Origin of the sequence: Paraburkholderia rhynchosiae, from assembly GCF_002879865.1 — a bacterium.
Lineage (GTDB): Bacteria > Pseudomonadota > Gammaproteobacteria > Burkholderiales > Burkholderiaceae > Paraburkholderia > Paraburkholderia rhynchosiae.
In genome coordinates this window covers 32,462-59,321 of the sequence record NZ_PNXY01000035.1, presented here as the reverse complement: position 1 = coordinate 59,321, position 26,860 = coordinate 32,462, and the positions used below count along the sequence as shown (strand labels likewise).

Here is a 26,860-nt window from a genome sequence, read left to right as displayed (position 1 = left end):
CGGTCGCTCACTCAACGTACTGACGAAGTGTCCAGCCATCTTTCAACGGCCTGACCTTCCTTTCATTACTGTGTGAGACTTGATACTTCCGCTTTACGGCAGACCCCGAAGGATCCACCTCGCGTCGTGCATCAAGCGCCCACACTTATCGGCTGTTAATTTTTAAAGATCGGTCCGCATTCCCCGCGCTGCCCGCTACCACCCTGTCCGGCACCGCTTCGTTCTGCGTCGCTGCATCTGCAGCAGAGAAACGGGATTATGAAGGCTCTTTTTCGTGTCGTCAACTACATTTTTTCGCTTTCGCTTAAAACCTTGTTGACGCCACCACCGCTGGTTTCCGCCGCGGCCCTCGTTCGCAAACGAGGAGCCGAATAGTAGGTCAACCACCGCCTTATGACAAGGGTTTGACGAAAACTTTTTGGCAACTCACTTTGGCAACTCACTTCCGCGTCGAGTTGACTAACGCGTCGACAGGCACCGCTTGAGCCATCGCGGCGTAACCGGCGTCGCTCGGGTGGATGTGATCGCCGCTATCGAACCCCCGCTGCAGACGGTCCGGCTGCGCGGGATCACGCAGCGTGGCGTCGAAATCCACCACGCCGTCGAAATCATGGCTCGATCGGATCCACTGGTTGACGGCCAGCCGGATACTTTCCCGCTCCGGCGGCAGCGATGCCGGTGTCAACGTCGCTCCGAACACCTTTACGCCCACATGCCGCGCGGCCGCAATCACACGCTGATACCCCGCGATCAGGTCGGCCGCCGTCACCGAGGCATGAGGGAAATCGCAGTCGAGGCCGCTGCGAGCGGGCATTGCCGCGAAATTGATATCGTTGATGCCAATCAGCAAAACCGCCGCCTTGACGCCAGGCCGTTCGAGCACGTCGCGACCAAAGCGTGTCATCAGCGCCTCGCCATAGCAGGGAGAATCGTTCAGCAGCCGATTCCCACTGATACCCAGATTCACCACCGCCGTCGACCGGTTCCCCGAACTGGCCAGCCGGCGCGCGAGCGCGTCCGGCCATCGACGATTCTGGTTGAGGCTGGAACGCATGCCGTCCGTAATCGAATCGCCGATTGCTGCAATCGCCGTCGTCCCAGGCGCCGCGTCCACCGACAGCCCGGTCACCCAGACATATTGCGTAAAGTGTCCGCGAAACGCGTCTGCCCCGGCGTCCGCGGTGTGATTTCCTGCCGCCGAAACGTAGTTGATCTGGTTCGAGACGCGATGCCACGCAACGATACGCTGCTCCCGCCCCATAAACGCGCTGATGGCATAGGGTGCATCCTGCGCGATATCCATCGCGACCGGATCGCTATCGAGTTCGCCGCCAGGCGGGATAGTCACGGCGCTGTTGCCGCGGAATGTGACACGTGCCTCGCCAATAGGCGAAGCCGCAGCGCCACCCGCCGACCGCGCGATGCGCAACTCCTGGATCACGAGCGGCGTCTTGCCGTACTCGTTGCTCAGGTGAATCCGCGCGGACTTTCCGGACAGCGTCGGATAAACGATCTGACGGACCGTACGCCCAGCCACTTCGGGCGCGCGATACAAGGCCGGCAAATCGGCTCGCTGCGGAATGGGTTGCAGCGCCGTCGCCCACGCGGTGACCCAATGCGCTGGGGCGTCGGCGGCAGCGACGGTCGAATGGACGGCAAACTGGCAAAGCAGCGCAGCGCCGCATGCGGCAGCCAAAGAGCGAATGGTCATTCCAGTATTCGGTGTCGATGCGAAAGGCGCATTGTGCACGATCGCATCAGCCGGCGCGGACAGACGGGGCGCGACCGCATTCACAACAGTCGAAACTCAAGCGGCCGCTTGCGCCCGACTCATGCTCAAAGCGAGCGCTTCGGCCACTTCAATCCCGTCGATCGCAGCCGAATAGATCCCACCGGCGTAACCCGCGCCCTCTCCCGCCGGATACAGGCCCTCGACATTGATGCTCTGATAATCGTCGCGGCGACGCACCCGAATCGGCGACGACGTGCGCGTTTCGACGCCCGTCAGCACCGCGTCATGCATCGCGAACCCAGCGATCTTTTTCTCCATCTGCGGTAAGGCTTCGCGAATCGCCTCGACAACGTAGTCGGGCAGCGCGGTGCTGAGGTCCGTGGGATGCACGCCCGGCTTGTACGACGGCACGACGGAACCGAGCGACGTCGACGGCTTGCCGGCAATGAAGTCGCCGACCAGTTGGCCTGGCGCCATATAGTTGCGGCCGCCGAGCTCGAACGCCCGCTCTTCCCATTTACGCTGAAACGCAATACCGGCGAGCGGCCCGCCCGGATAGTCGTCCGGCGTAATGCCCACGACGATTCCCGCGTTGGCATTGCGCTCGGCCCTCGAGTACTGGCTCATGCCGTTGGTCACGACGCGGCCGGCCTCCGACGTCGCCGCAACCACGGTACCCCCCGGGCACATGCAGAAGCTGTAGACCGCGCGGCCGTTACTGCAGTGATGCACCACCTTGTAATCGGCCGCGCCCAACTGTTTGTGTCCCGCGAATTTGCCGAACCGGCTACGGTCGATCACCCCCTGCGGATGTTCAATCCGAAACCCGAGCGAGAACGGCTTGGCTTCCATAAACACACCGCGACTGTGCAGCATCTCGAAGGTGTCGCGCGCGCTGTGACCGACCGCCAGCACGACGTGATCGCAGCGCAGCGTTTCGCCCGTTGACAGCTTCAGGCCGCGTACCTTGCCCTGATCGATGTCGATATCGTCCACGCGAGTCTCGAAACGCACTTCGCCGCCGAGTTCGTGAATGTTCGCGCGCATCTTCTCGACCATGCTCACAAGGCGGAATGTGCCAATATGAGGCCGGCTCAAATACAGAATGTCTTCCGGTGCACCCGCACGGACGAATTCGTCCAGCACTTTGCGACCGTAATGTTTCGGATCCTTGATCTGGCTGTACAACTTGCCGTCCGAAAACGTGCCCGCGCCGCCTTCGCCGAACTGCACGTTCGATTCAGGGTTCAGGACCGACTTTCGCCATAGGCCGAAAGTGTCCTTGGTGCGCTCGCGCACCGCTTTGCCCCGCTCGAGAATGATCGGCCGGAAGCCCATTTGCGCGAGGATCAGCCCAGCAAAGAGTCCGCACGGCCCCATGCCTATCACCACCGGACGCAGCGCGGTGAGCTGCGCCGGCGCCTTGGCGACAAACCGGTACGTCATGTCGGGCGTGACGCCGCAGTGCGGCACATCGGCAATCCGCTTGAGCGCGGCTTGTTCATCCGTGACCTCGACGTCGACGATATAGGTGAGCTTGATGTCGGCGCGCTTGCGCGCATCGTGCGCGCGCCGGAACACCGTGTATCGGACGAGCCCGTCACGGGGCACACCGAATTCCGCGAGGCGCGCGCGGACGGCGGCTTCGAGAGCACCCTCGGGATGATCGAGCGGGAGTTTGATTTCGCTTAGACGTAACATGAGTACCGGGGGATGCAGGGAGGCCGCCAATCGCGGCCAATTCGCAATTTTATAGGTTAAGCGCCGGCGCGGGGCGTCGGCACGGCCAGACGGCTGCTGCGATGACATCGCCACTATTGGTGCACCGAGCCGTCTCAAAAAAAATTTATTAACCGACCGGTCGGTTGGCTTATACTGTGCGGACTCGACAACTTCCGCAGAGAGCGTCCTATGTACACGCAATCCCTGGATATTCCCGGCAACGTGGCTCCGCCGGAGGCGGGCGCGACATCGCCGGATCAGGAACAATTCGATATCGTGATGGCCGCCGACGGCAAGATCGAGCCGCAAGACTGGATGCCCGAGGCTTACCGCAAGACTCTGGTGCGCCAGATCTCGCAGCACGCGCACTCGGAGATCGTCGGCATGCTGCCGGAAGGCAACTGGATCACCCGCGCTCCAAGCCTCAAGCGCAAAGCGATCCTGCTTGCCAAAGTGCAGGATGAAGCCGGCCACGGTCTCTATCTGTATAGCGCGGCCGAAACGCTCGGTGTCTCGCGCGACCAGTTGGTCGCGGCGCTGCATTCCGGCAAGGCCAAGTATTCGAGTATCTTCAATTACCCGACGCCTACGTGGGCGGATGTGGGCGTGATCGGCTGGCTGGTCGACGGCGCGGCGATCATGAATCAGATCCCCTTGTGCCGTTGCACCTACGGCCCGTATGCACGCGCCATGATCCGCATCTGCAAGGAAGAGTCGTTCCACCAGCGCCAGGGTTTCGACGCGCTGATGGCGATGATGTCTGGCACCGAAGCCCAACGCGAACTGGTCCAGCAAGCCGTGAACCGCTGGTGGTGGCCAGTGCTGATGATGTTCGGCCCGAGCGACAAGGACTCGATCCACAGCAATCAGTCGTCGAAATGGGGCATCAAGCGCATTTCCAACGACGACCTGCGCCAGAAATTCGTCGACGCCACCGTCGATCAGGCGAAGGTGCTCGGCGTCACGCTGCCCGACCCGGACTTGAAATGGAACGAGGCGCGCGGCCATTACGACTACGGCGACATCGACTGGGAAGAATTCTGGCGCGTCGTGAACGGCGACGGGCCGTGCAATCGCGAGCGTCTTGCCACCCGCGTCAAAGCTCATAACGAGGGCGACTGGGTTCGCGAAGCCGCCCTCGCCCACGCCGAAAAGCAGCGCCAGCGCGCACAACAGCACGCCGCCTGACAGACGCGGCAGCCAGGCAAAGACTCAGGAGATCAGGAATGAACAAGGAATGGCCGATTTGGGAAGTCTTCGTGCGCAGCAAGCAGGGACTCGACCATAAACACTGCGGAAGTCTGCACGCCGCCGACGCGCAAATGGCGCTGCGCATGGCGCGCGACGTCTACACGCGCCGCCAGGAAGGCGTCAGCATCTGGGTCGTGCCGTCTTCGGCGATCACGGCGTCCGCGCCGCAAGACAAGGCCGAGCTGTTCGAACCGGCGAGCGACAAGATCTATCGCCACCCCACGTTCTACACGCTCCCCGACGAAGTCAACCACATGTAAGCGCGGCCATGAAGACTACGCCTGAACATCTGCAGTACGTGCTGCGCCTCGCCGATACCGCGCTGATCCTCGGTCAGCGCAATAGCGAGTGGTGCGGCCACGGCCCGATTCTCGAAGAAGACATCGCGCTGTCGAACATGAGTCTCGACCTGATCGGCCAGGCGCGCCTGCTGTACACGCACGCGGCTTCGCTCGAACAGCAACTCACCGGCAACACCCGCACGGAAGACGATTACGCGTACTTCCGCGCCGAGCGGGAATTCGCGAACTACACGCTGGCCGAACTGCCGCACTTCGGTCCGCTGTCCGCTACTGCCCAAGCCGAGAAGGACTACGCGGTCACGATCGTGCGCAACTTCCTGTACTCGACGCTGATGGCACATCTGTGGACGGCGCTCGCCCAATCGACGGACCCGCAACTGGCCGCAATCGCGTCGAAGTCGGTCAAGGAAACGAGCTACCACGTGCATCACGCAAGCGAGTGGCTGATCCGTTTCGGCGACGGCACTGACGAATCGCATCGTCGTGCGCAGGCCGCGCTGGACTATCTGATGCCGTACACACGCGAGTTCTTCAGCACTGACAACGTCGAAGAAACGATCGCCGCGGCAGGCATCGGGCCGCTAACCGCGGACTTCGAAGCCGCATGGCTCGACGATGTTCGCGCGACGCTCGAGCAAGCCACGTTGAAACTGCCCGAGGCGGTCAAGCACATCACGACCGGCAAGCACGGCGAGCATTCCGAACACATGGGCTTCGTACTGGCTGAAATGCAAAGCGTTGCGCGCCAGCATCCCGGCGCCACCTGGTAATACGGGTAATTTGATGATGATCACCTCGACTGCAACTCACGAAGCCGACGCCACGCTCGAACGCGCGTGGGCGGCGCTCGAAACGGTGCCTGATCCGGAGATTCCAGTGGTCTCGATTCGCGAGCTCGGCATCTTGCGTGACGTCCGGCGCGCCGCCGACGGTGTACTCGAAGTCGTGATCACGCCGACCTATTCCGGTTGCCCGGCAATGTCCCAGATCGCGGAAGACGTCGCTTATGCGCTCGATGTCGCCGAACTCAAGCCTTACCGGATCGCCACCGTGCTCGCGCCGGCGTGGACCACCGACTGGATGACCGCCGACGCCCGCGAAAAGCTGCGCGCCTACGGCATTGCGCCGCCCACGGGCAATTGTGGTTCGGCGGCGGTATCACAGGAAAAAGTGCTGCGCTTCGTGCCGCGCGCGCTGCCCGCACCGTGCTGTCCGCAGTGCGGCTCGGCGCATACCGAACGTCTTGCGCAATTCGGCTCGACCGCTTGCAAAGCCTTGTACCGCTGCCTGGATTGCCGTGAACCCTTCGACTATTTCAAACCGTACTGATATGGCCACCCCGCAATTTCATCCGCTGCGTATCCGCGAAGTGCGGCCCGAAACCGCCGACGCTGTCTCAGTCGCCTTCGAAGTCCCTGTCGAACTGCGCAAGCTTTATCGCTTCACGCAAGGACAGTTCGTCACGCTGAAGACGCACATCGACGGGGAAGAGACGCGCCGTTCGTATTCGATTTGCGTCGGCGTGACAGACTATGACCGCGACGGCGAACTGCGCATCGGCATCAAGCGCGTGCGCGGCGGCCGCTTCTCCAACTTCGCGTTCGACACGCTGCAGCCGGGCCACACGATTGACGTCATGACGCCGGACGGACGCTTCTTCACGCACCTGAACGCAGATCTCGGTCAGCAATACGTCGCGTTCTCCGGCGGCTCCGGCATTACGCCAGTGCTGGCCATCATCAAGACGACGCTCGAAGTCGAGCCGCGCAGCACCTTCACGCTCGTGTACGGCAACCGCAGCGTCGATCAGATCATGTTCGCCGAAGAGCTCGAAGACCTGAAAAACCGCTTCATGAACCGCTTCGTGCTGTATCACGTGCTGTCCGACGACTTGCAGGACGTCGAACTGTTCAACGGCGTGCTCGACGAGCGAAAGTGCGCGGCTTTCATTGAAAACCTCGTGCCGGCCGATTCGATCGACGAAGCCTTCATTTGCGGCCCCGCGCCGATGATGGATGCCGCCGAGGCCGCGCTGAAAGCTGCGGGCGTGCCGCCGGAAAAAGTGCATGTGGAGCGCTTCGGTTCGCCGCTGCCGCAAGCGGGCGTGCCGCCCGTCGAAATCACCGAAGACACGCCCGCTGCCGACCTCGAAATCGTGCTCGACGGCAAGCGCCGCAAGCTGCGCCTGCCGTATCAGGGCGTTAGCGTGCTCGACGTCGGCCTGCGCGCCGGACTTGCGCTGCCGTACGCATGCAAAGGCGGCGTTTGCTGCACCTGCCGCGCGAAAGTGCTGGAAGGCGAGGTGAAAATGGAAAAGAACTACACGCTCGAAGAGCACGAAATCCGCGATGGTTTCGTGCTGACGTGCCAATGCCATCCGGTCAGCGATCGCGTGGTGGTGAGCTACGACGAACGTTGAGCGTGCATAAGACATAGTGCCCGTGATGCTTTGAGCCGTTCCGCGATCCGCTTACACTAGGGGCCGCTCGCAATCGGACAGTTTTGTCCGGCTGGCGAGCGGCCCTTTTGTCAATCGCCTAGAAAGAGTCCCCTCACGGCCGATGAGCACGATCCATCTCACCAACGGCGATGTCGCCGCGGAATCACTGCGCACCGCGTTGCGCGAAGCGGGCCGCGACGACCGCGTGCACGCATTGCGCGACGATCTGGCGGTCGGACCTTTGCGCGGTATCGACGACGGGCCAGAAGTGCGGGCGGCATTCTGGGACCGCATCAGCGCCGACACGAAGCGCGATTTCATCCGCGAATTCCGTCAGCAGGCCGCGGCGCTGCAAAAAATCGCGCGTGAGGAAGCCAATCTAGTGGTGTGGCACGGCGAAAGCGCGTCCGACCAATTGATGCTGCGCCGTGTGTGCTATTACCTGCGCAATAGTCCGCGGTGCCTGAACGAAGTGCGTCTGTCGATTCGCGATCTCACCGACACCGGCGCGTGGGCGCACAGCCGCAGGGATCGAGCAACATCCGTGGGCATGTTCGCGCCGGCCGTATTGCAGGCCCGCTTGCCTGACGCCGCGCCCATCTCCGTGCTGCGCATCAGCCGGCTCGCGCTCGAATGGCAGGAAGCCAAACAGGCGAACGGCGAAACCCGGCGCTGGCGCGACAACACGTTCACAAGCGGGAGCTTCGCTGATCTCGACGCGCTGATACTCGAGCACGTCACTGCGGACTGGCAGCCGGCCGCGCGCGTGGCCGCCGAAGTCATGACCGCGGAGTTGTGGTTCCTCGTCAGCGACAGCATTGTGCTATGGCGTTTGCGCGAACTGGCCGCGATGCGGCGCATCAAGCTGCGCGGCGACGCCGGCGCATGGCGCACACTGGAGTTGTGCGCCGCGCTCGCCCCTTGTCCACACTAATAAAACAGACGACCATGGCCCGCACCCGAGCCCCCGACCACGAAACCCAGCGCGAACAGATTCTCGAGCTAGCCGCGGCCAAGTTCGCGCAGACGAGCTACCCGAGCACGTCGATGTCAGACCTTGCTGCGGCGAGCGGCACGTCGAAAGCGCGCCTCTATCACTACTACGCGAGCAAGGAAGCAATCCTCTTCGATTTACTGGACCGCTACACCAAACGGCTGATGCTGATCATCGCCGAAGTGGAGGGCGCGAGCCAGCGCCGCGGCCTGACGGAGCGCGAGACGTTCGCAGAGCTGATTCGGGCGTTTCTTTCCGAATATGAAACGTCGCACAGCCGGCACGTCGCGCTGCTCAATGACGTGAAGTATCTCGTCGACACCCAGCGCGAGGTGATCCTGAACCGTCAGCGCGACGTCGTGGCGGCCTTCGCGCGTCAACTGGCGCGCGCTTATCCGGGGCGCGCCACGCGCGAAAACCAGACCGCCCTCACGATGATGGTGTTCGGCATGATCAACTGGACGTTCACCTGGCTCAAGCCGGACGGACGCATGGGCTACAGGGAATTTGCGGAGCAAGTCGTAAGCATGGTGGACCACGGATTGAGCTCGGAAACCGTCTGATTGCGCACCACAGCAATATCCGTACGGAATAACCGCCCATTCGCATATTCGCCACAGATCTGAACGAACGCTCGTTCAATTTTATTTTTCTTTAAAAATCAATGAACTGAAAATAGGGTCGCGCTAAACCAGGTAGCAGCCTCGAAATTTGATACGGGTTTTCCCTAGTGTCAGGTAGCGGTTTCCGCTAAACTCCTTTTTGCGGTGCACCAACGCCGCCAGATCACAAGGAGAACCTGACCATGAACCTGATTACACCCCGCGCCGCCAAGCCGATCGTCGCGCATGATCGCGTGTCGCTGCCAGCCGGTCGTGCACCTGCTCTGGTCCGTGAACTCACTGCAGTCGACCGCGAACGGCTGTTGGCGCACTTCCTCGCGCTGGACGAAGACGACCGCCTCCTGCGCTTCGGCCAGATCGTGCCGGACCACGTCATCGAAAACTACGTCCGCGCCATCGACTTCACGCGCGACACCGTATTCGGCGTATTCGACGATCAATTGCACCTCACGGGCGTCGGTCACCTGGCCTACTTGCCCGCGGAAGGTGACAAGCGCACGGCGGAGTTTGGCGTCTCCGTGCTCGAAAGCGTTCGCGGCCAAGGTATCGGTTCGAGGCTTTTCGAACGCGCTGCCATTCGCAGCCGCAACACGCATGTCACCACGCTCTACATGCACTGTCTGTCGCGCAATTCGACCATGATGCATATCGCCAAGAAAGCGGGCATGAAGATCGAATACGCGTATGGTGAGGCAGACGCATATCTGACTCTTTCGCCCGCGGATCAAACCAGCATCATCACGGAGATGCTGCAAGAACAGGCCGCCGTATTCGACTACGCGCTCAAGCGGCAAGCGCGCCGAACCTCCAGATTGCTGGAGACGTTCATGCCGACAGCCGCTGCCGCCTGAGCACGCGGCGCATCGAGCGAATGACTAAGGGCAGCCTTGCAGCTGCCCTTTTTCTTTACCGGTGTACGTACCGATTTGCGCATCTTCATAAGATCGGCAATGCGGTCGTCTCCTTGATCTTTTCGAGCGAGAAACTCGTCTTCACGTCGATCACGGACGGATGGTGCAGCAATTGATCCTGCACGAAGCGCGAAAAGTGCGCCATGTCTTCCACCTGAACCCGCAGGAGATAGTCCATCTCGCCAGTCATTGCGTGGCACGCGACGACCTCCGGCCACGCCTGAACGGCCGCACGAAACAGATCCGCGTGCGTCGCGTCGCCGCGCGGACTCAGCGCCGGCCCGCCGCGCTTTTCCAGCCGCACGTTGACGTACGCGAGTAGGTCGAGTCCCAGGCGCTGCGCGTCAAGCAACGCGACGTAACTGCGAATCACCCCGCTCTCTTCGAGCCGCCGTATGCGCCGCAAACACGGGCTCGGCGAAAGGTTAATCCGCTCAGCGATTTCCTGATTCGATAGCCGGCCATTCTCCTGAAGGATCGCCAGAATGCGCCGGTCGATTGCGTCTATCTCTATATTGGCCATTTTCTGCGGCCCTCTCGAAAATTTGAGCTAAAAAATAGCGCCAGCGTAGCCTCGCGCGATTAAGTTCGCAAGTTTTCGCCGCGTAGCGGCCTTTACACTTGCTCCATTCAGTCGCGCTCAAACACATTCCGTACGCGCGACTCGCCGGCGCTATGCGCCTCGACATGGAGACAGACAATGCAGGTTCCAACTTGGGAGAATCCGGTCGGCACTGACGGTTTCGAATTCATCGAATACACCGCGCCGGATCCGAAGGCGCTCGGCAAGCTCTTTGAACAGATGGGCTTTACCGCCGTCGCGCGGCATCGTCATAAGGACGTGACGCTTTACCGGCAGGGCGAAATCAACTTCATCGTGAACGGCGAACCGGATTCGTTCGCGCAACGCTTCGCGCGTCTGCACGGCCCGTCGATCTGCGCGATCGCTTTCCGCGTTCAGGATGCGGCGAAGGCCTACCAGCAGGCACTGGAAAAAGGCGCCTGGGGCTTCGACAACAAGACCGGCCCGATGGAACTGAATATTCCCGCGATCAAGGGCATCGGCGATTCTTTGATCTATTTCGTCGACCGTTGGCGCGGCAAGAACGGCGCGACGCCCGGCAGCGTCGGCAACATCGATATTTACGACGTCGACTTCGAGCCGATTCCCGGCGCAAATCCGAATCCCGCCGGTCACGGCCTGACCTACATCGATCACCTCACGCACAACGTGCACCGTGGGCGCATGCAGGAGTGGGCGGAGTTTTACGAGCGCCTGTTCAATTTCCGCGAAGTGCGTTACTTCGACATCGAGGGCAAAGTGACGGGCGTCAAGTCCAAAGCGATGACGTCGCCGTGCGGCAAGATCCGCATTCCGATCAACGAGGAAGGTTCGGAGACCGCCGGCCAGATTCAGGAATATCTGGACGCCTATCACGGCGAAGGCATCCAGCATATCGCGCTGGGCAGCAACGACATTTATCACACCGTCGACGGTTTGCGCGCAGCAAACATTTCGCTGCTCGATACGATCGATACGTACTATGAACTGGTCGAGCGCCGCGTGCCGAATCATGGCGAACCGCTCGACGAACTGCGCAGGCGCAAGATCCTGATCGACGGCGCGCCGGATGATCTGCTGCTGCAGATCTTCACGGAGAACCAGATCGGCCCGATCTTTTTCGAAATCATTCAGCGCAAGGGCAACCAGGGTTTCGGCGAGGGCAACTTCAAGGCGCTGTTCGAATCGATCGAACTGGATCAAATCCGCCGTGGGGTCGTGCAGGACAAAGCCTGACCTTGGACGCGGGGGCCGCCGCGATCAGCAGATAGGCGCAATCAGTAAGTGACAAAGCGACAAGGGCGAGAATCTCACGATCCTCGCCCTTGTCGCGTGCGCCCTCGCTCGACTCCGGAGCAACGGCTGGTTATCCCTCGACACGCCGCATCAGCAGCGCGTCACGAATTCTGCTCTTCCTTCTCCGACGTGCTTTCGCGCGAGACACGGTTAATGGCGATGCGTGCGGGCGCGACCAGCGCCGTACGGGTAATCGCGCTCGATGGCGCCCCCGTGCCGCCCGCGTTCGAGCGCACCGGCGCACTCATCGCGAAGAATGCCGCCGAAACCATCAGGAAAGTCTGGATGTTTCTAGTGTTCATGCGTACTCCTTTTCTAACGCCCTGTTGTCCTGAAGCGCCGCAGAATGCAGCACGTTACGCAGACATTGCTCACAGGTGCGGTGTTAGACAGGCATTTCAACCGCGGTTCCGCGAGGTTGTAGCTTTTACAGCTTGTTACACCGGCAGCCTCGCTGCTTAGGAGAGTTTTGCAAGCGACATGCGAATCGGCGTAGAGTTCGCCGGCCGGCGGGCATTCGCACGCAGGGTTTTCAGCGCGATGCGGCGGGTTTTCACCAGTGCTACCATCACTTAAAACACGTCAATATGGCGACCCCGGCCATACGCATTCACAAGATGCCGCGGCCCAAAAGTTTTGGCGATCCCAAACTGGGTGGAGGAGTACACATAATGAATGCCCCGCTAGACGCAGGTCAGCGAGCCTCGCTCGAAGCCGCTCTGTCTTCCGTCACGCTCGACGACAAATACACCCTCGAACGCGGCCGCGCGTACATGAGCGGCATCCAGGCGCTAGTGCGTCTGCCGATGTTGCAGCAGGAACGCGACCGGGCTGCCGGGCTCAATACTGCCGGCTTCATCTCCGGCTACCGTGGATCGCCGCTCGGCGGACTCGACCAGTCTCTGTGGAAGGCGAAACAGCATCTCGCCGCCCATCAGGTCGTGTTCCAGCCCGGCGTCAACGAAGACCTCGCGGCGACCGCCGTCTGGGGTTCGCAGCAGGTCAACCTGTACCCGAGCGCCAAATACGACGGCGTGTTTTCGATGTGGTACGGCAAAGGCCCGGGGGTCGACCGTTCAGGCGACGTCTTCAAGCATGGCAACTCGGCGGGATCCTCCCGGCACGGCGGTGTGCTCGTGTTGGCCGGCGACGATCACGCAGCCAAATCTTCGACGCTCGCGCATCAGTCGGAACACATCTTCAAGGCCTGCGGCCTGCCGGTGCTATTCCCGTCGAACGTGCAGGAATATCTCGACTTCGGTCTGCACGGCTGGGCGATGAGTCGCTACTCCGGCCTATGGGTCGCAATGAAGTGCGTGACCGACGTGGTCGAGTCGTCAGCTTCGGTCGACATCGATCCGCACCGCACGCAAATCGTTCTGCCGAGCGATTTCGCGATGCCCGAAGGCGGGCTGAACATCCGCTGGCCAGACCCGCCACTGGTGCAGGAAGCACGTCTGCTTGACTACAAGTGGTACGCCGCGCTCGCCTACGTGCGCGCGAACAAGCTGGACCGCGTCGAAATCGATTCGCCGCAAGCGCGCTTCGGCATCATGACTGGCGGCAAAGCATATCTCGACGTGCGTCAAGCGCTGACCGACCTCGGTCTCGATGACGAAACCTGCTCGCGCATCGGCATCCGGCTATACAAAGTAGGTTGCGTGTGGCCGCTGGAAGCGCAAGGCGCGCAAGCCTTCGCGCGGGGCCTCGATGAAATTCTGGTGGTCGAGGAAAAGCGCCAGATTCTCGAATACGCGATCAAGGAAGAACTGTACAACTGGCCCGACGCGCAGCGTCCGCGTGTGTTCGGCAAGTTCGACGAGAAAGACGGCGCGGGCGGTGAATGGTCGGTGCCGATGGGGAACTGGCTGCTGCCGGCGCACTACGAGCTGTCGCCCGCGATCATTGCAAAGGCGATCGCCGCGCGGCTCGCGAAGTTCGATCTTCCGTCCGACGTGCGCGCCCGGATCGCCGCGCGCATCGCCGTGATCGAAGCAAAGGAAAAGGCGCTCGCGCGTCCGCGCGTGGAAGCCGAGCGCAAGCCGTGGTTCTGCTCGGGCTGCCCGCACAATACGTCGACCAATGTGCCGGAAGGCTCGCGAGCGATGGCCGGCATCGGCTGCCATTACATGACGGTATGGATGGACCGCAGCACCAGCACCTTTAGCCAGATGGGCGGCGAAGGCGTCGCGTGGATCGGCCAGGCGCCGTTCACGAACGACAAACACGTGTTCGCCAATCTGGGCGACGGCACCTACTTCCACTCGGGGCTGCTGGCGATTCGCGCAGCGATCGCGTCGAAAGCGAACATCACTTACAAGCTGCTTTATAACGACGCCGTCGCAATGACGGGCGGTCAACCCGTCGACGGGGTGCTGACCGTGCCGCAGATCACGCATCAACTCGCCGCCGAAGGCGCGACGAAAATCGTGATCGTCACCGACGAGCCCGAAAAGTATTCGGGGAACGTGGGCCTTGCGCCGGGCATCGACATTCACCATCGCGACCAGCTCGACGATGTGCAACGCCAGTTGCGCGAGATTTCTGGCACCACGATCCTGATCTACGACCAGACTTGTGCGACCGAAAAGCGCCGCCGCCGGAAACGCGGCGCGTATCCGGACCCGGCACGCCGCGTCGTGATCAACGAAGCGGTGTGCGAAGGTTGCGGCGATTGCTCGGTGAAGTCGAACTGCCTGTCGGTCGAGCCCCTCGATACCGAATACGGCACGAAGCGCCAGATCAATCAGTCGACGTGCAACAAGGACTTCTCTTGCGTCAACGGCTTTTGCCCGAGCTTCGTGTCTGTCGAAGGCGGTCAGTTGCGCAAGCCGAAAGCCGCATCGGGCATTGTCGGCGACGCAATGCCGCCGGTGCCCACGCCCGAGCTTCCGTCCATCGACCGTCCTTACGGGGTGCTCGTGACGGGCGTCGGCGGCACGGGCGTCGTGACGATCGGCGCGCTGCTCGGCATGGCTGCGCATCTGGAAAACAAGGGTGTCACGGTGCTCGACGTCACGGGCCTCGCGCAGAAAGGCGGCGCCGTGATGAGCCACGTGCAGATCGCGAACAAGCCGGACGACATCCACGCCACGCGCATTGCAATGGGCGAAGCGAGTCTCGTGATCGGCTGCGATGCGATCGTGACGGCCAGCGACGAATGTGTATCGCGGATGCAAGCCGGCCAAACGCGCGTCGTGCTGAATAGCGCGCATACGCCGACCGCCGAACTCATCAAGAACCCGAACTGGCGCTTCCCCGGCAGCAGCACGGAGGCCGATGTGCGCGCGGGCGCCGGCGACGAATGCGTCGATACCGTAGACGCCAATCACTTCGCGGTCTCGCTGCTCGGCGACGCAATCTACACGAACCCGTTCGTGCTCGGCTATGCATGGCAACGCGGTTGGGTGCCGTTGACGTATCAGTCGCTGATGCGCGCGATCGAGCTGAACAACGTGCAGGTCGAGAAAAATCGCGCGGCATTTGAATGGGGCCGCCGCGCGGCGCACGATCCGGCGGGCGTGCGCAAGTTTGCGCAATCGCAAGGCCAGGGCGCCGCGGCCGATACGGCAAGCAGCAGCAAAATCATTTCGCTGCACACGCCGAAGGCGCTCGACACGCTGATCGACAAGCGCGCGGCCTACCTCGCGGCATGGCAAAACAACGCGTATGCCGAGCGTTACCGCGCGCTGGTATCGCAAGTGCGAGCGGCTGAGTCGGCGCTCGATTCGATCGACGGCCAGTTGCCTCTCACCGAAACGGTCGCAAAGAATCTGCACAAGCTGATGGCCTACAAGGACGAGTACGAAGTCGCGCGCCTTTACAGCGATCCGGCGTTTATCGAAAAACTGAAGGCGACTTTCGAAGGCGACTGGAAGCTGCACATTCACCTCGCGCCGCCGACGTTCTCGAAGAAAGACGCACAAGGCCATCTGGTGAAGAAAAAGTACGGCCCGTGGGTTTTCAGCGCGATGCACGTGCTGGCGAAGCTCAAGTTCCTGCGCGGCACCGCGTTCGACCTCTTCGGCAAGACGGAAGAGCGTCGCACCGAGCGCGCGCTGATCGGCGAGTATGAAGCGCTGGTGCGCGAACTGATTAGCGGACTGACTGTGCAGAACCGCGAGCTCGCGCTGGAACTCGCGAATCTGCCAGACGGCATTCGCGGCTATGGCCACATCAAGGAAAACAACCTGAAGGGCGTGCGCGTGAAGTGGAACGATTTGCTGGCGCGCTGGCGCTCGCCGCAGGCCGGAACAACACAGCACGCGGCTTGATTGCATGATGGCCGCCGCGCGCGGCAGCTAACGCGGTCTCTGTCCCGATCTCAGTCTCGGTCCGCGCATAAAAAAACGCCACGGAATCCGCTTCCGTGGCGTTTTCATTTTTCGCGGGCTTGCCGCGGGTGGCGAGCGCCCCAACAGGCGCCGCTTCAATTACTTGCTGTTCACCGACTTGCGCGCGTTGGCCGAAGCCACCGCCGTCATGTTGATGATCCGACGCACGGTCGCAGCCGGCGTCAGAACGTGCACCGGCTTTTCCGCGCCCAGCAGGAACGGGCCGACCGTCACGCCTTCACCGCCGACCATCTTCAGCAGGTTGTACGCAATGTTCGCCGCTTCCACGTTCGGCATGATCAGCAGATTGGCTTCGCCCGACAGCGTCGTGCCGGGGAACGCGGCCTTGCGGACCATTTCCGACAGCGCCGCGTCGCCGTGCATTTCGCCGTCGATTTCGAGCGCCGGCGCGCGTTCCACGATCAGCTTGCGAGCCGCGGCCATGCGTTGCGACGACGAAGACGGCGCGCTGCCGAAATTCGAGTTCGACAGCAGCGCGACCTTCGGCGTGATGCCGAACTTCTCGATTTCGCGCGAGGCCAGCATAGTCATGTCGGCGAGTTGCTCGGCGGTCGGCGTTTCGTTGACGTACGTATCGCAGATGAACAGATTACGGCCCGGCAGCATCAGCAGATTCATGGCGGCGAAGTTCTGCACGTTGTCCGCCTTGCCCAGCACCTGCTCAATGAACTTCAGATGCATGTGGTACTGGCCGATCATCCCGCAGATCATGCCGTCGGCTTCGCCCAGACGCACGAGGATCGCGCCGATCAGCGTGTTGAACTTGCGCATCGCGGCCTTCGCGACGTCCGGCGTGACGCCTTCGCGCGCACCAAGTTCGTGGTACGCCTGCCAGCATTGCTGATAGCGCGGATCGTCTTCCGGATCGACGATCACGAAGTCTTCGCCGCATTTCAACTTCGAGCCCATCTTCTTCAGACGCATTTCGATCACCGACGGACGGCCCACCAGAATCGGCTTGGCGATCTTTTCCAGCAGCACGAATTGCGCGGCGCGCAGCACGCGCTCGTCTTCACCTTCGGCGAACACGATGCGCGCCGGCTCCGACTTCGCAGCCGCGAAAACCGGACGCATCACCATGCCAGTGCGGTAAACCGTCGTGCCGAGTTCTTCGCGGTAGGCGTCCATGTCCTTGATCGGACGGGTGGCGACGCCCGAATCCATCGCCGCTTGCGCGACGGCCGGCGCGATCTTGATGATGAGGCGCGGATCGAACGGCTTCGGAATCAGATACTCGGGACCGAATTCCAGCGAGTGGCCTTCGTAGGCCTTCGCGACTTCGTCGCCCTGGTCCGTTTCTTCGGCGAGTTCGGCAATCGCGCGCACGCACGCGAGCTTCATTTCTTCCGTGATCGTGGTCGCGCCCACATCCAGCGCGCCGCGGAAGATAAACGGGAAGCACAGCACGTTATTGACCTGGTTCGGATAGTCCGAACGGCCAGTCGCGATGATGCAGTCAGGGCGCACTTTCTTCGCTTCTTCCGGACGGATTTCCGGCTCCGGGTTGGCCAGCGCCAGAATCAGCGGCTGCGTGCCCATTTCCACGACCATTTCCGGCTTCAACACGCCCGCGCTCGAGCAGCCGAGGAACACGTCGGCGCCGCGAATCGCGTCAGCCAGCGTGCGTGCCTCGGTGTTGGCCGCATAACGTTCCTTCGACGGATCGAGATTGCCACGGCCTTCATAGATCACGCCCTTGGAGTCGACAACGAGAATGTTCTGCTTCGACAAACCGAGGTTGACCAGCAGATCCAGACACGCGATCGCCGCCGCGCCCGCGCCCGAGCACACCAGCTTCACTTCGTCGAGCTTTTTGCCGACCACTTTCAGGCCGTTCAGAATCGCCGCTGACGCAATGATCGCGGTGCCGTGCTGATCGTCGTGGAAGACCGGAATCTTCATGCGCTCGCGCAGCTTCTTCTCAATGTAGAAGCACTCGGGCGCCTTGATGTCTTCCAGGTTGATGCCGCCGAGCGTGGGCTCGAGCATCGCGATGGCTTCGACCAGCTTGTCGGGATCGGACTCGGCGAGTTCGATGTCGAACACGTCAATGCCGGCGAACTTTTTGAACAGGCAACCCTTGCCTTCCATCACCGGTTTGGCGGCGAGCGGACCGATATTGCCCAGACCGAGGACGGCCGTGCCGTTCGTGATCACGCCCACCAGGTTGCCGCGCGACGTGTACTTCTGCGCGTCGAGCGGTTCCTCGTAGATCGCCATACAGGCGGCGGCCACGCCCGGCGAGTACGCGAGCGACAAGTCGAGCTGGTTCGACAGCGGCTTGGTTGGCGTGACCGAAATCTTGCCGGGTTTCGGGTTCTGGTGATATGCGAGAGCGCTTTGCTTCAGTTGTTCGTCCATTTTTTGCCTGCGAGACGTAAGAAATTGGGCCGGCACACCGCACCGTTGGCGGCGCTTGCATCTATCGAATGGATAATCGACCGGGGCGGTTTGCGCATGCGCCGGTTAGGCGCGGCGTCGATCCTCGGCGGAGGACAGGACGGTGCGGAGTGCTACGCGGGTCGGTTAGTGTACACCCCGGACGAGTCGATGCACTGACTGCTGACACGGCTCGTCATGGGCGAAACACCCGCCAGTCATGCTGCGCCGCCGCATTTGATGATCGTGCAAGCAGCGCTACGTCAGGCTCATTCGAGCGCGGCGCCGCGCCGTTCCGGGATCATGAAGAGCGTTGCCAGAACATCGAGCAGATAGATCGACGCGAGCAAAGCGAGCGCCGCGCCAAATGAATACCGCGCGGCCAAGGCGCCGACCACAACCGGCCCGAAGCCGCCCACTGCGCGTCCCACGTTGAACAGCACGTTTTGGGCAGTGGCGCGGGCATCGGTCAGATAAAGCTCGGAAATCAGCGCACCGTAGCCGCCAATCATCCCATTGACGAACATGCCCATCGCCGCGCCGCCGATCAGCAGCGCGGCCGGCGTTGTGAGGTGCGCATAGATGAACACCATCACGACGGCGCCGACCTGGTAGAACAGGAAGGCCGGCTTGCGGCCGAAACGGTCGGCGGCGATGCCGAAGAGCCAGATGCCGCACGCCATGCCCACGACCGTGGCCGCCGTCCAGACTCCCGATTTCGTCAGCGAATAGCCGAACGTTTTCGACAGATAGCTCGGCAGCCAGATCATCAGCCCGTAGTAACCGAAGTTCTGCACCGAGCACAGGATCGCCACGCCGAGGCTCGCGCGGATGGTGCGCGCGTCGGCTATCAGCAGTTTCAGCGGCGGTTCGTGCATGCCGCGCGCCACCCGCTCGATGAAAAGCACGGGTTCCTCGACTCGCCGCCGCACAAAGAACGACACCACCGCGGGCAACAGCCCGAGCGCGAACATGCCGCGCCAGCCGATCACCGGCAGCAGCAGCGGCGTCAGCAACGCGGCCGCTAGCACGCCGAGTTGCCACCCGAGGCCGACGTACGACGACACCCGCGCCCGCTGCGACGCCGGCCATGCTTCGGCGACGAGCGTCATGCCAATGCCGAACTCGCCGCCGAGTCCAATCCCGGCGATGGTCCGGTATGCGAGCAAGTCGCTATAACCTTGCGCCACCGCGCACAGGCCGGTGAAGACCGCGAAGATAAGAATGGTCGAGGTGAGCATGCGCACGCGGCCGAAATAGTCGCTGAGCACGCCGAAGATCAGGCCGCCGGCCACCGCGCCGACCAGCGTCCACGTGACGAGCGAACCCGCTTGGGCCGAGTTCAGATGCAGGTCAACGGCGATGGCCGGCAGCATGAAACCGAGGATCAGCAGATCGAAGCCGTCCATCGCATAGCCCAGCACCGACGCAATCAACGCCCGGACGGCGTAGCCGTCTCGGGCGGAGGCAGGGGCGCCGGCGGCGGAGGAAGCGGGTGTCATGGGAAGCAATCCGTGATTCGATTGGCGAGAGCGGGACCTTAAGCCCGGGAAATTCGCGTGAGTGTAAAGGCGGCCCAGGTTGCCCACAAGCTAGCCAAAAAGCCAACCCAAAAGCGCGACGGAAGCCAGGTGCCTGGCCGGCCAGATCAATGCCCGCAACGCGGACCCGGCGTGGCCGTGACGACCGCGATTGGCCGCCGCCGCGCACAACGGCCTCCTCGGGAGAGTCCGTTTCGGGTAAAATGTCGGCCTACGCGCGCAGCAAAAACCGGCCAGCATCCACTGGCCGGCTGCATATTCCGCCCAGCATGGCGCGGCATATCCCGCTTGCTGCGCCACCGGGCTTAGCGCCCGCTTCTCCCGCTCACACCCAAGGATCCGCCCATGACAGGCTTCGATCGCCAGACGATCTCCGACACCACCGCCAAGATGCTGCTCGAAGTACAAGCAGTGCACTTCAACGCGGAGAAACCGTACATTTTCACGTCCGGCTGGGCGAGCCCGGTTTATATCGATTGCCGCAAACTGATTTCCTACCCGCGCGTGCGCCGCGGCCTGATGGAAATGGCCGAAGCCACCATTCTGCGCGACGTGGGCTATGAGCAGATCGACGCGGTGGCCGGCGGCGAAACCGCCGGCATTCCGTTCGCGGCATGGCTGTCCGACCGCCTGATGGTGCCGATGCAATACGTGCGCAAGAAGCCGAAGGGTTTCGGCCGCAATGCGCAGATCGAAGGTCTGTTGACCGAAGGTCAACGTGTGCTGCTGGTGGAAGACCTGACCACCGACAGCCGCAGCAAGATCAACTTCATCAACGCGCTGCGCACCGCCGGCGCGACGGTGAATCACTGCTTCGTGCTGTTCCACTACAACATCTTCAAGGAAAGCGTGTCGGTGCTGAAAGACATCGACGTCGATCTGCACGCGCTTGCCACCTGGTGGGACGTGCTGCGCGTCGCCAAGGAGAACAAGTACTTCGACACAAACACGCTCGACGAAGTAGAGAAATTCCTGCACGCGCCGGCTGAATGGTCGGCAGCGCACGGCGGCGCAACGTCGACGCCGCAGTAAGCGCGACTGCGAAATACCGCTTGAATAAAAAGGCCGCCTGTTTTACGACAGGCGGCCTTTTATCTTTTTACGGCGAAGAAATTGCTGCGAACAGTTAAGGCAGGTCGCCGGTATCTTGCGCCGAATGCGACGACAGATTCAGCAAACCGTTGCTTTGCGCATACTGGAACAACTCTGAATCGCGGTCGATGCCAAGCTTGCGCATTGCCGTGTTTTTCTGCGTGCTGATTGTCTTAATACTGCGGTTCAATTGCTCGGAGATTTCCTTGATGGTCATGCCGGACACGAAGAGACGCACCACCTCCAGTTCGCGCCTCGACAACATCACGTCCTCGCCCTTACCGCCGGTGTTCATGCGCAACGCATCAAGCGACGCCTTGACCGACGGACTCAAATAGTCGAGATTGCGGCTGACGTGTTGCACGGCGAGCCCGATATGACTCAAGTCGTCGGACTTGTTCACGACCGACGTCACGCCGAGTTCGCGCAACCGCTGCAGCAGCGCGGCGTTCTCCAGCATCGTTAGCACGACGATAGGAAGGTTGGGAAAATTGCGGCGCAGGTAGCCGATCAGCGGCAAGCCGTCGCCAAACTGGCCACCAGGCATCGCGAGATCCGTTACTAGCACGTCACACGCAACGGTTTGCAGCACCTTGATCAATTCCGTCGACTGCCGCGCACGCGCGACCACTTGCATACCGGGAAACTTGAGCAAAGCCTGTTCAGCGCCGAATAGGATTACTGGGTGATCATCGGCGATGACCACCTTGACTACATCTTGCATTGCCCGCACCTCGACAGAAAAACCCTCTCCAAAACTTCACACATGCTTTTTATTCTTAATGTTTTACTTCAACTGATAGGAACACGGGCTACCTACACGCGAAAATTCTCCCGACTATAGCCCATTTCCAGGCTGGCAATCTGGCAATGCGGCAACAATGAAGCATCGGGGAGCTAATGTTAAACTGATTCGACCCCTAGGGACGAAATACGGACAATAATCACCGTGCGGCGACTGTCTCGTGCTCTCGGAAACAGGCTGCATGGGACATGAGCAGCGCGTGATGCGCCAACTTGATTGACCGCTTTGCATGGGACCATGGGTAGGTGCTAAAGCACCAACTCTGGTCGACCGCTTTGCATGGGACCAGAGTAGGTGCTAAAGCACCAACTCTGGTCGACAAGGAGAACCGGCACATGCGCTTGCGTTGCCTGGTTGTTTCGGATGCTTCGCCGTTTCGCCGCACGCCGTTTTTCATCAGCGCCACGCTCGGTCTCGCGCTATGTCTCGCGCATGGTCCCCGCGCTCTCGCCGAGGGCGCGTTTGCGCTGACCAGCGCCAGCTTTCGTGCGGGAGGAACGGTCAGCACCCCGCAGGTTTTCGATCAGGACGACTGTAAAGGCGGCAACCGCTCGCCTCAATTGACCTGGCGTGACCCACCGTCCGGAACGCGCAGCTTCGCCATCACCATGTTCGATCCGGATGCACCCGGCCGCGGCTGGTGGCATTGGGCAGTCGCCGGCATTCCGGCCACCGTCGCAAGCCTGCCCGAGAACGCCAGCGCGTCCGGCTTTCTCAAGAAGCTCGGCGCGGTGGAAGCCCGCAACGACTTCGATATCGACGGCTATGGCGGCCCATGCCCGCCAGCGGGCAAGCCCCATCGCTACGTGATCACGGTATATGCGTTAAGCACCACCGATCTCCGCCTCGCGCAAGGCCGCCCCGCGCTGATGTTCGATCACGAGATCGGCACGGCCGCGCTTGGCAGCGCCCGGATGGTGGTGAATTACGGCCGATAGCGCCCACGCCGAACGCATACTTGCCGTGGTTGCAAGCCGTCGATTCGCGCACGGGTTGCGCTGCATTCTTCATCGCGCGGAAATTCTGTCATCCGCGCACGCTAATGTGCTGCAAGGTCGTGTGCGGCATGCTTGCCGATGTCGCGCCGCGTCATGTCGCGTCGCGAACGCATGATCGCCGTGCGTCATCGAATCCTCTTCTCTTTGCCTGGAGCGTCTCATGTCGAAGATCGTCATCGTTTATCACAGCGGCTACGGCCACACGAAGAAAGTCGCCGAGTCCGTGCTGGCCGGCACACTGGGGGCCGGCGCGCACGCGAAGCTCCTGCCGGTTGCCGACATTGACGAAGCGGCGTGGGCCGAACTGGCCGCCGCGGACGCGATCATCTTCGGGGCGCCGACTTACATGGGCGGACCGTCCGCCGACTTCAAGAAGTTCGCCGATGCGAGCTCGAAGCCATGGTTCGGCCAGACCTGGAAGGACAAGGTCGCCGCCGGCTTCACCAACTCTGCGACGATGAACGGCGACAAATTCCTCACCATCCAGTACTTCGTCACGCTCGCGATGCAGCACGGCATGATCTGGGCGGGCACCGGTCTGATGCCGTCGAACACCAAGGCGGCAACCCGCAACGACCTGAACTACGTGGGCGGCTCAACCGGCCTGCTCACGCAGTCCCCGGCGGATGCTTCTCCCGAAGAGGCGCCGCCCGAGGGCGACCTCGAAACGGCGCGTCTGTTCGGCGCGCGCGTTGCGCAAGTGACGGCCCGTTGGATCTCCGCGATCCGTTGATGCTGCGAGGCGGAGCCACTTCCTCACGCGACACGGTTTTGCCCAGCTCACCGCGCCGCACGCCACCGCAGCGGAACAAAGTCATGTCGCTGTCACTTTGTGCGGGCATCGTCGTTTTTTCGCTGTTTTCGCGCCGTTTTTCAGCGCTTGCGCACGCGCGTGGCGATGAGGTCTTAAAATGGCGTTTCCGCGCGGTCTCCCGCGCCGTTTCCAGCAAGCCAGTGAGATCGAGATGAGCACGAAAGTTTTTGTCGACGGACAGGAAGGCACGACCGGCCTGAAGATTTTCGAATACCTGTCGCAGCGCGCCGACGTGGAAATTCTGCGTATCGAAGAAGCGAAGCGCAAAGACCTCGAGGAGCGCCGTCGTCTCATCAATGCGTCGGACGTCACATTCCTGTGCCTGCCCGACGTTGCATCGCGCGAGTCGGCTTCGCTGGTGGAAAACGAGCGCACGGTGCTGATAGATGCCAGCACCGCGTTTCGCACGTCGGACAGTTGGGCTTACGGCCTGCCCGAACTGACCCGCGCGCAGCGCGAGCGTTTGCGCACGGCCAAACGCATCGCCGTGCCGGGCTGTCACGCGTCGGCTTTCGTGCTGGCCATGCGTCCGCTCGTCGAAGCCGGCGTGGTCGGGCCCGAGTTCGACGCGCACGCTTATTCGATCACCGGCTACAGCGGCGGCGGCAAAAAAATGATTGCCGACTACGAAGCCGGCGGCAATGACAAGTTCAAGAGCCCGCGCCCTTATGCGCTCGGCCTGACGCACAAGCATCTGCCCGAAATGGCGGCGCACACGGGCCTGAAGTCGGCGCCAGTCTTTACGCCGATCGTCGGCGACTTCTACAAGGGTCTCGCGGTAACCAGTTTCTTCTCGCCGCGCCAGTTGGCCCGCAAAACAACCCCGCAAGAGGTCCAGGCGCTGCTCGCCGAGTATTACGCGGGCGAAGCTTTCGTGCGGGTCGCGCCGTTCGACGCCGAAGCGAATCTGGAGAGCGGGTTCTTCGACGTGCAGGCGAACAACGACACGAATCGGGTAGACCTGTTCGTGTTCGGCACGGAGGAGCGCTTCGTAACCGTGGCTCGCCTCGACAATCTGGGCAAAGGCGCTTCTGGCGCGGCGATCCAGTGCATGAACCTCGCAATCGGTGCAAATGAAGAAACGGGTTTGAAACGTTAATGAAAGTTAATATACCGGGGACGATTTGTTGCCGTTAGTATTATGAAAGCCGGTCTTCAAGGACCGGCTTTTTTGTTTTGAACCCACCGCCGAACCGCTTGCTCGCCAAGATAATCAGTCGCAGCCCGCATTAATAAAAGATTAAAATCGGCGCTGCCACTCGATTTTCCGGTATTTTTTTCCGCCGACGACCCGAACTGCATACTTTCCCGCATAGGGAAACTCCGGATTTTTTATCGAACGGTCGTTCGAAGATGATAGAGCCATTTTGCGCAAAGGCTTATCTGGCAAGGGCGTGCTTCGAAACAACGTCAGGCCCTTTCGCACCAAATTCGCTTTTTTGTTTAAAAGCCCCGCTTGCGCCCGCGCGCCGCGTGCGCCGCCGGAATGCGGCTGTTTGAATCGGGCTTTTTAGACGGCTCATTCAATTGACAGGCATTAATCGCGCGGCGAAATTAGCTCGCACAATTACACGAAGGGAGACAGCAGCATGGCGGACGCCATTATTCGAGGTTTGGCAGTGGCTATTGCCACGACTCCTTTTCTTATCGCTTGTGGCGGCGGTAAATCCGACAATCCAGGCGCAATCAATACGCCGCAATGCTCCGGCTCCGCTTGCGGCGTCCAGGGCCCGCCCACTTCGACCGGAGCGGCAGCCACGCTGTGTCCGGCCACCGCCGACATCGTCAAAAGCACGTTCCTCGGCGGCGCCGGAAGCGGCGAGGTGGTTCAGTTGAATATCGACGCCGCGGCGATGACCTACACGCTGAAGTGGCTCGAGTCGCCGATTCCGCTGCGCACCGGCACCGTCACGCCGACCCGCGTGGGCACGCAGATCACGGGCGCGGTGATCCATCCGCCGACCGGCACACTGCCCACTGCGGAACAAACTCGCTGCGCGTTCATCCTCGGCGCGGGCACCGGCACCGCGGCCGGCGACGGCCAGCCGTACACGACGCCCGGCTTCACCAACAACCCGAATCCGCCGATGATCTTCGTCGGCCAGGGCGTGGCGGGTGGCGGCATTCCGGGCGCGACGATCCAGTTCGACGGGCTTTCGATTCCGCTCATCGGCTCGGGCATCGGCGCGGTGCCGAACCGCCATTTCGACTTCTACCCCTTCCTCGGCTTCGCCAGCACGACCACCGACATCACCAGGCTGCCCGGCACCTACAACGGCCTGCTGTATCACCTTGCGCCGTCGGGCAATTACTCGACGGTCGCGACCAACACCGTTGAAACGTTCGACGCGAGCGGCACTTGCACCAGCAGCAACACTGCGAACGCGAACTACTCGCCGAACGCCGGCGGCTGCCTGACGACGGGCAACCCGTTGACGCTCAACGGCAACGGTTATTTCGACAGCCAGCAAGCGCCGCAGATCGTGAAGCAGTTCCAGCTTCCGCTTATCGGCGCGACTGGCAAGTCGGGGATCGCGCACATGATTCTCGGGCAGATCAACGGCGCGACAGTGCCGCTCGTTGTCCGCACGGGCTACATCGACCTCGGCACGGCGCCGCTCCATCTCGACGCGAAAGTCGACGATGAGTCCGGCATCGCCATGCTCGCCGCGGCGAAACCGCTTGCATCGGGCGGCTTCGACGGCGGCTACGTCGGTGCGGATTCGAACTTCAAGTACACGGCGACCCTGGTTCAGGGCACGGTCGGCACGTTCATCAACCCGACGACCTCGGCGGCCGAAAGCGGCTTTGGTCTGAGCTACGGATTGGCGAGCCCCGGCCTCGTCGGTGTGCAGGACGCCAACGGCAAGACTGGCCTCGCGATCGCATCGGGCGGCCTGTACGCGATCGAGATCCAGGGCACGGAGAACGGCGGCGTCACGTCGACGTCGGCCAACTCCGATACCTCGAGCACGCCGTACTTCGGCGTCGGAGCGCAAATCAGCAAATAGCGGTGAAGCAAACGCAGCACGCAGTAAGAGAC

Annotated in this window: 23 protein-coding genes; 15 read left to right on the top strand and 8 right to left on the bottom strand. The window is 61.8% G+C overall.

Annotated features, from left to right (window positions below; all coding sequences use genetic code 11):
- Positions 1 to 439 precede the first annotated feature (439 nt).
- Together C0Z16_RS31270 and C0Z16_RS31265 are read right to left on the bottom strand one after the other, a co-directional pair.
- Positions 440 to 1,711, bottom strand: coding sequence for an SGNH/GDSL hydrolase family protein (locus C0Z16_RS31270; protein ID WP_102635914.1), 1,272 nt, complete (start codon positions 1,709 to 1,711; stop codon positions 440 to 442).
- Between the two features lie 96 nt (positions 1,712 to 1,807).
- Positions 1,808 to 3,433, bottom strand: coding sequence for an NAD(P)/FAD-dependent oxidoreductase (locus C0Z16_RS31265; protein ID WP_102635907.1), 1,626 nt, complete (start codon positions 3,431 to 3,433; stop codon positions 1,808 to 1,810).
- 210 nt (positions 3,434 to 3,643) lie between these two features.
- On the opposite strand from C0Z16_RS31265, the gene paaA reads away from it, so the two are divergent.
- The 8 genes from paaA to C0Z16_RS31225 all read left to right on the top strand — a co-directional run bounded on the left by paaA (position 3,644) and on the right by C0Z16_RS31225 (position 9,915).
- The gene (paaA, locus tag C0Z16_RS31260) at positions 3,644 to 4,642 is read left to right on the top strand and encodes a 1,2-phenylacetyl-CoA epoxidase subunit PaaA (RefSeq protein WP_102635906.1); all 999 of its coding nucleotides are present in this window, start codon (positions 3,644 to 3,646) and stop codon (positions 4,640 to 4,642) included.
- A 38-nt stretch (positions 4,643 to 4,680) separates the two neighbouring features.
- Complete coding sequence (gene paaB, locus C0Z16_RS31255) at positions 4,681 to 4,965, top strand: 1,2-phenylacetyl-CoA epoxidase subunit PaaB (RefSeq protein WP_102635905.1); 285 nt, start codon at positions 4,681 to 4,683, stop codon at positions 4,963 to 4,965.
- Positions 4,966 to 4,973: 8 nt separating this feature from the next.
- A complete protein-coding gene (paaC, locus tag C0Z16_RS31250; protein WP_102635904.1) occupies positions 4,974 to 5,777 on the top strand; it encodes a 1,2-phenylacetyl-CoA epoxidase subunit PaaC in 804 nt (267 codons plus the stop codon).
- Between the two features lie 16 nt (positions 5,778 to 5,793).
- A complete protein-coding gene (gene paaD, locus C0Z16_RS31245) occupies positions 5,794 to 6,336 on the top strand; it encodes a 1,2-phenylacetyl-CoA epoxidase subunit PaaD (RefSeq protein WP_102635913.1) in 543 nt (180 codons plus the stop codon).
- 1 nt (position 6,337) lies between these two features.
- Positions 6,338 to 7,426 carry a 1,2-phenylacetyl-CoA epoxidase subunit PaaE gene (gene paaE, locus C0Z16_RS31240; RefSeq protein WP_102635903.1) on the top strand — a complete coding sequence of 363 codons (1,089 nt, stop codon included), beginning with the start codon at positions 6,338 to 6,340 and terminating at the stop codon, positions 7,424 to 7,426.
- Between the two features lie 142 nt (positions 7,427 to 7,568).
- Positions 7,569 to 8,381: a DUF1835 domain-containing protein gene (locus C0Z16_RS31235; protein WP_102635902.1), complete on the top strand. Its 813-nt coding sequence runs from the start codon at positions 7,569 to 7,571 to the stop codon at positions 8,379 to 8,381.
- 14 nt (positions 8,382 to 8,395) lie between these two features.
- On the top strand, positions 8,396 to 9,004 hold the full coding sequence (locus tag C0Z16_RS31230) for a TetR/AcrR family transcriptional regulator (RefSeq protein ID WP_102635901.1): 609 nt from the start codon (positions 8,396 to 8,398) through the stop codon (positions 9,002 to 9,004).
- A gap of 242 nt (positions 9,005 to 9,246) precedes the next feature.
- Positions 9,247 to 9,915 (top strand): GNAT family N-acetyltransferase, encoded by a 669-nt coding sequence (locus tag C0Z16_RS31225; protein WP_102635900.1) that lies wholly within the window; start codon positions 9,247 to 9,249, stop codon positions 9,913 to 9,915.
- Positions 9,916 to 10,000: 85 nt separating this feature from the next.
- On the opposite strand, the gene C0Z16_RS31220 is transcribed toward C0Z16_RS31225, so the two are convergent.
- Positions 10,001 to 10,498 (bottom strand): Lrp/AsnC family transcriptional regulator, encoded by a 498-nt coding sequence (locus C0Z16_RS31220; RefSeq protein WP_102635899.1) that lies wholly within the window; start codon positions 10,496 to 10,498, stop codon positions 10,001 to 10,003.
- Positions 10,499 to 10,675: 177 nt separating this feature from the next.
- Between C0Z16_RS31220 and hppD the strand changes: the two genes are divergently transcribed.
- The gene (hppD, locus tag C0Z16_RS31215; RefSeq protein WP_102635898.1) at positions 10,676 to 11,773 is read left to right on the top strand and encodes a 4-hydroxyphenylpyruvate dioxygenase; all 1,098 of its coding nucleotides are present in this window, start codon (positions 10,676 to 10,678) and stop codon (positions 11,771 to 11,773) included.
- 161 nt (positions 11,774 to 11,934) lie between these two features.
- On the opposite strand, the gene C0Z16_RS31210 is transcribed toward hppD, so the two are convergent.
- Positions 11,935 to 12,135, bottom strand: a complete 201-nt coding sequence (locus tag C0Z16_RS31210; protein ID WP_102635897.1) for a hypothetical protein — start codon at positions 12,133 to 12,135, stop codon at positions 11,935 to 11,937.
- A 369-nt stretch (positions 12,136 to 12,504) separates the two neighbouring features.
- On the opposite strand from C0Z16_RS31210, the gene C0Z16_RS31205 reads away from it, so the two are divergent.
- Positions 12,505 to 16,107, top strand: a complete 3,603-nt coding sequence (locus tag C0Z16_RS31205; protein WP_102635896.1) for an indolepyruvate ferredoxin oxidoreductase family protein — start codon at positions 12,505 to 12,507, stop codon at positions 16,105 to 16,107.
- Positions 16,108 to 16,266: 159 nt separating this feature from the next.
- Here C0Z16_RS31205 and C0Z16_RS31200 read toward each other — a convergent pair whose 3' ends face one another.
- Entirely contained in the window at positions 16,267 to 18,549 is a 2,283-nt protein-coding gene (locus C0Z16_RS31200) for an NADP-dependent malic enzyme (RefSeq protein ID WP_102635895.1), read from the bottom strand.
- 287 nt (positions 18,550 to 18,836) lie between these two features.
- Positions 18,837 to 20,069 carry an MFS transporter gene (locus C0Z16_RS31195; protein WP_102635894.1) on the bottom strand — a complete coding sequence of 411 codons (1,233 nt, stop codon included), beginning with the start codon at positions 20,067 to 20,069 and terminating at the stop codon, positions 18,837 to 18,839.
- A 384-nt stretch (positions 20,070 to 20,453) separates the two neighbouring features.
- On the opposite strand from C0Z16_RS31195, the gene C0Z16_RS31190 reads away from it, so the two are divergent.
- Positions 20,454 to 21,140: an orotate phosphoribosyltransferase gene (locus tag C0Z16_RS31190; RefSeq protein WP_102635893.1), complete on the top strand. Its 687-nt coding sequence runs from the start codon at positions 20,454 to 20,456 to the stop codon at positions 21,138 to 21,140.
- A gap of 94 nt (positions 21,141 to 21,234) precedes the next feature.
- Here the strand turns inward: C0Z16_RS31190 and C0Z16_RS31185 are convergent, their stop codons facing one another.
- A complete protein-coding gene (locus C0Z16_RS31185; protein ID WP_102635892.1) occupies positions 21,235 to 21,924 on the bottom strand; it encodes a response regulator in 690 nt (229 codons plus the stop codon).
- A gap of 416 nt (positions 21,925 to 22,340) precedes the next feature.
- Here C0Z16_RS31185 and C0Z16_RS31180 point away from each other — a divergent pair, with 416 nt between their 5' ends.
- From C0Z16_RS31180 to argC, 3 genes are all read left to right on the top strand, one after another.
- Positions 22,341 to 22,943 carry a YbhB/YbcL family Raf kinase inhibitor-like protein gene (locus C0Z16_RS31180; protein ID WP_102635891.1) on the top strand — a complete coding sequence of 201 codons (603 nt, stop codon included), beginning with the start codon at positions 22,341 to 22,343 and terminating at the stop codon, positions 22,941 to 22,943.
- 220 nt (positions 22,944 to 23,163) lie between these two features.
- Positions 23,164 to 23,736: a flavodoxin family protein gene (locus tag C0Z16_RS31175; protein WP_102635890.1), complete on the top strand. Its 573-nt coding sequence runs from the start codon at positions 23,164 to 23,166 to the stop codon at positions 23,734 to 23,736.
- A gap of 232 nt (positions 23,737 to 23,968) precedes the next feature.
- Entirely contained in the window at positions 23,969 to 24,916 is a 948-nt protein-coding gene (gene argC / locus C0Z16_RS31170; protein ID WP_102635912.1) for an N-acetyl-gamma-glutamyl-phosphate reductase, read from the top strand.
- 56 nt (positions 24,917 to 24,972) lie between these two features.
- Here the strand turns inward: argC and C0Z16_RS37910 are convergent, their stop codons facing one another.
- Entirely contained in the window at positions 24,973 to 25,131 is a 159-nt protein-coding gene (locus C0Z16_RS37910; RefSeq protein WP_158244553.1) for a hypothetical protein, read from the bottom strand.
- 275 nt (positions 25,132 to 25,406) lie between these two features.
- Here C0Z16_RS37910 and C0Z16_RS31165 point away from each other — a divergent pair, with 275 nt between their 5' ends.
- The gene (locus tag C0Z16_RS31165) at positions 25,407 to 26,828 is read left to right on the top strand and encodes a DUF2957 domain-containing protein (protein WP_102635889.1); all 1,422 of its coding nucleotides are present in this window, start codon (positions 25,407 to 25,409) and stop codon (positions 26,826 to 26,828) included.
- Positions 26,829 to 26,860: the final 32 nt, after the last annotated feature.

What these genes read in the sequence shown, in the direction of transcription:
- C0Z16_RS31270 (WP_102635914.1), bottom strand. Translation starts at nt 1,711, where the DNA reads ATGACCATTCGCTCTTTGGCTGCCGCATGCGGCGCTGCGCTGCTTTGC.
- C0Z16_RS31265 (WP_102635907.1), bottom strand. Translation starts at nt 3,433, where the DNA reads ATGTTACGTCTAAGCGAAATCAAACTCCCGCTCGATCATCCCGAGGGT.
- paaA (WP_102635906.1), top strand. Translation starts at nt 3,644, where the DNA reads ATGTACACGCAATCCCTGGATATTCCCGGCAACGTGGCTCCGCCGGAG.
- paaB (WP_102635905.1), top strand. Translation starts at nt 4,681, where the DNA reads ATGAACAAGGAATGGCCGATTTGGGAAGTCTTCGTGCGCAGCAAGCAG.
- paaC (WP_102635904.1), top strand. Translation starts at nt 4,974, where the DNA reads ATGAAGACTACGCCTGAACATCTGCAGTACGTGCTGCGCCTCGCCGAT.
- paaD (WP_102635913.1), top strand. Translation starts at nt 5,794, where the DNA reads ATGATCACCTCGACTGCAACTCACGAAGCCGACGCCACGCTCGAACGC.
- paaE (WP_102635903.1), top strand. Translation starts at nt 6,338, where the DNA reads ATGGCCACCCCGCAATTTCATCCGCTGCGTATCCGCGAAGTGCGGCCC.
- C0Z16_RS31235 (WP_102635902.1), top strand. Translation starts at nt 7,569, where the DNA reads ATGAGCACGATCCATCTCACCAACGGCGATGTCGCCGCGGAATCACTG.
- C0Z16_RS31230 (WP_102635901.1), top strand. Translation starts at nt 8,396, where the DNA reads ATGGCCCGCACCCGAGCCCCCGACCACGAAACCCAGCGCGAACAGATT.
- C0Z16_RS31225 (WP_102635900.1), top strand. Translation starts at nt 9,247, where the DNA reads ATGAACCTGATTACACCCCGCGCCGCCAAGCCGATCGTCGCGCATGAT.
- C0Z16_RS31220 (WP_102635899.1), bottom strand. Translation starts at nt 10,498, where the DNA reads ATGGCCAATATAGAGATAGACGCAATCGACCGGCGCATTCTGGCGATC.
- hppD (WP_102635898.1), top strand. Translation starts at nt 10,676, where the DNA reads ATGCAGGTTCCAACTTGGGAGAATCCGGTCGGCACTGACGGTTTCGAA.
- C0Z16_RS31210 (WP_102635897.1), bottom strand. Translation starts at nt 12,135, where the DNA reads ATGAACACTAGAAACATCCAGACTTTCCTGATGGTTTCGGCGGCATTC.
- C0Z16_RS31205 (WP_102635896.1), top strand. Translation starts at nt 12,505, where the DNA reads ATGAATGCCCCGCTAGACGCAGGTCAGCGAGCCTCGCTCGAAGCCGCT.
- C0Z16_RS31200 (WP_102635895.1), bottom strand. Translation starts at nt 18,549, where the DNA reads ATGGACGAACAACTGAAGCAAAGCGCTCTCGCATATCACCAGAACCCG.
- C0Z16_RS31195 (WP_102635894.1), bottom strand. Translation starts at nt 20,069, where the DNA reads ATGACACCCGCTTCCTCCGCCGCCGGCGCCCCTGCCTCCGCCCGAGAC.
- C0Z16_RS31190 (WP_102635893.1), top strand. Translation starts at nt 20,454, where the DNA reads ATGACAGGCTTCGATCGCCAGACGATCTCCGACACCACCGCCAAGATG.
- C0Z16_RS31185 (WP_102635892.1), bottom strand. Translation starts at nt 21,924, where the DNA reads ATGCAAGATGTAGTCAAGGTGGTCATCGCCGATGATCACCCAGTAATC.
- C0Z16_RS31180 (WP_102635891.1), top strand. Translation starts at nt 22,341, where the DNA reads ATGCGCTTGCGTTGCCTGGTTGTTTCGGATGCTTCGCCGTTTCGCCGC.
- C0Z16_RS31175 (WP_102635890.1), top strand. Translation starts at nt 23,164, where the DNA reads ATGTCGAAGATCGTCATCGTTTATCACAGCGGCTACGGCCACACGAAG.
- argC (WP_102635912.1), top strand. Translation starts at nt 23,969, where the DNA reads ATGAGCACGAAAGTTTTTGTCGACGGACAGGAAGGCACGACCGGCCTG.
- C0Z16_RS37910 (WP_158244553.1), bottom strand. Translation starts at nt 25,131, where the DNA reads ATGCGGGAAAGTATGCAGTTCGGGTCGTCGGCGGAAAAAAATACCGGA.
- C0Z16_RS31165 (WP_102635889.1), top strand. Translation starts at nt 25,407, where the DNA reads ATGGCGGACGCCATTATTCGAGGTTTGGCAGTGGCTATTGCCACGACT.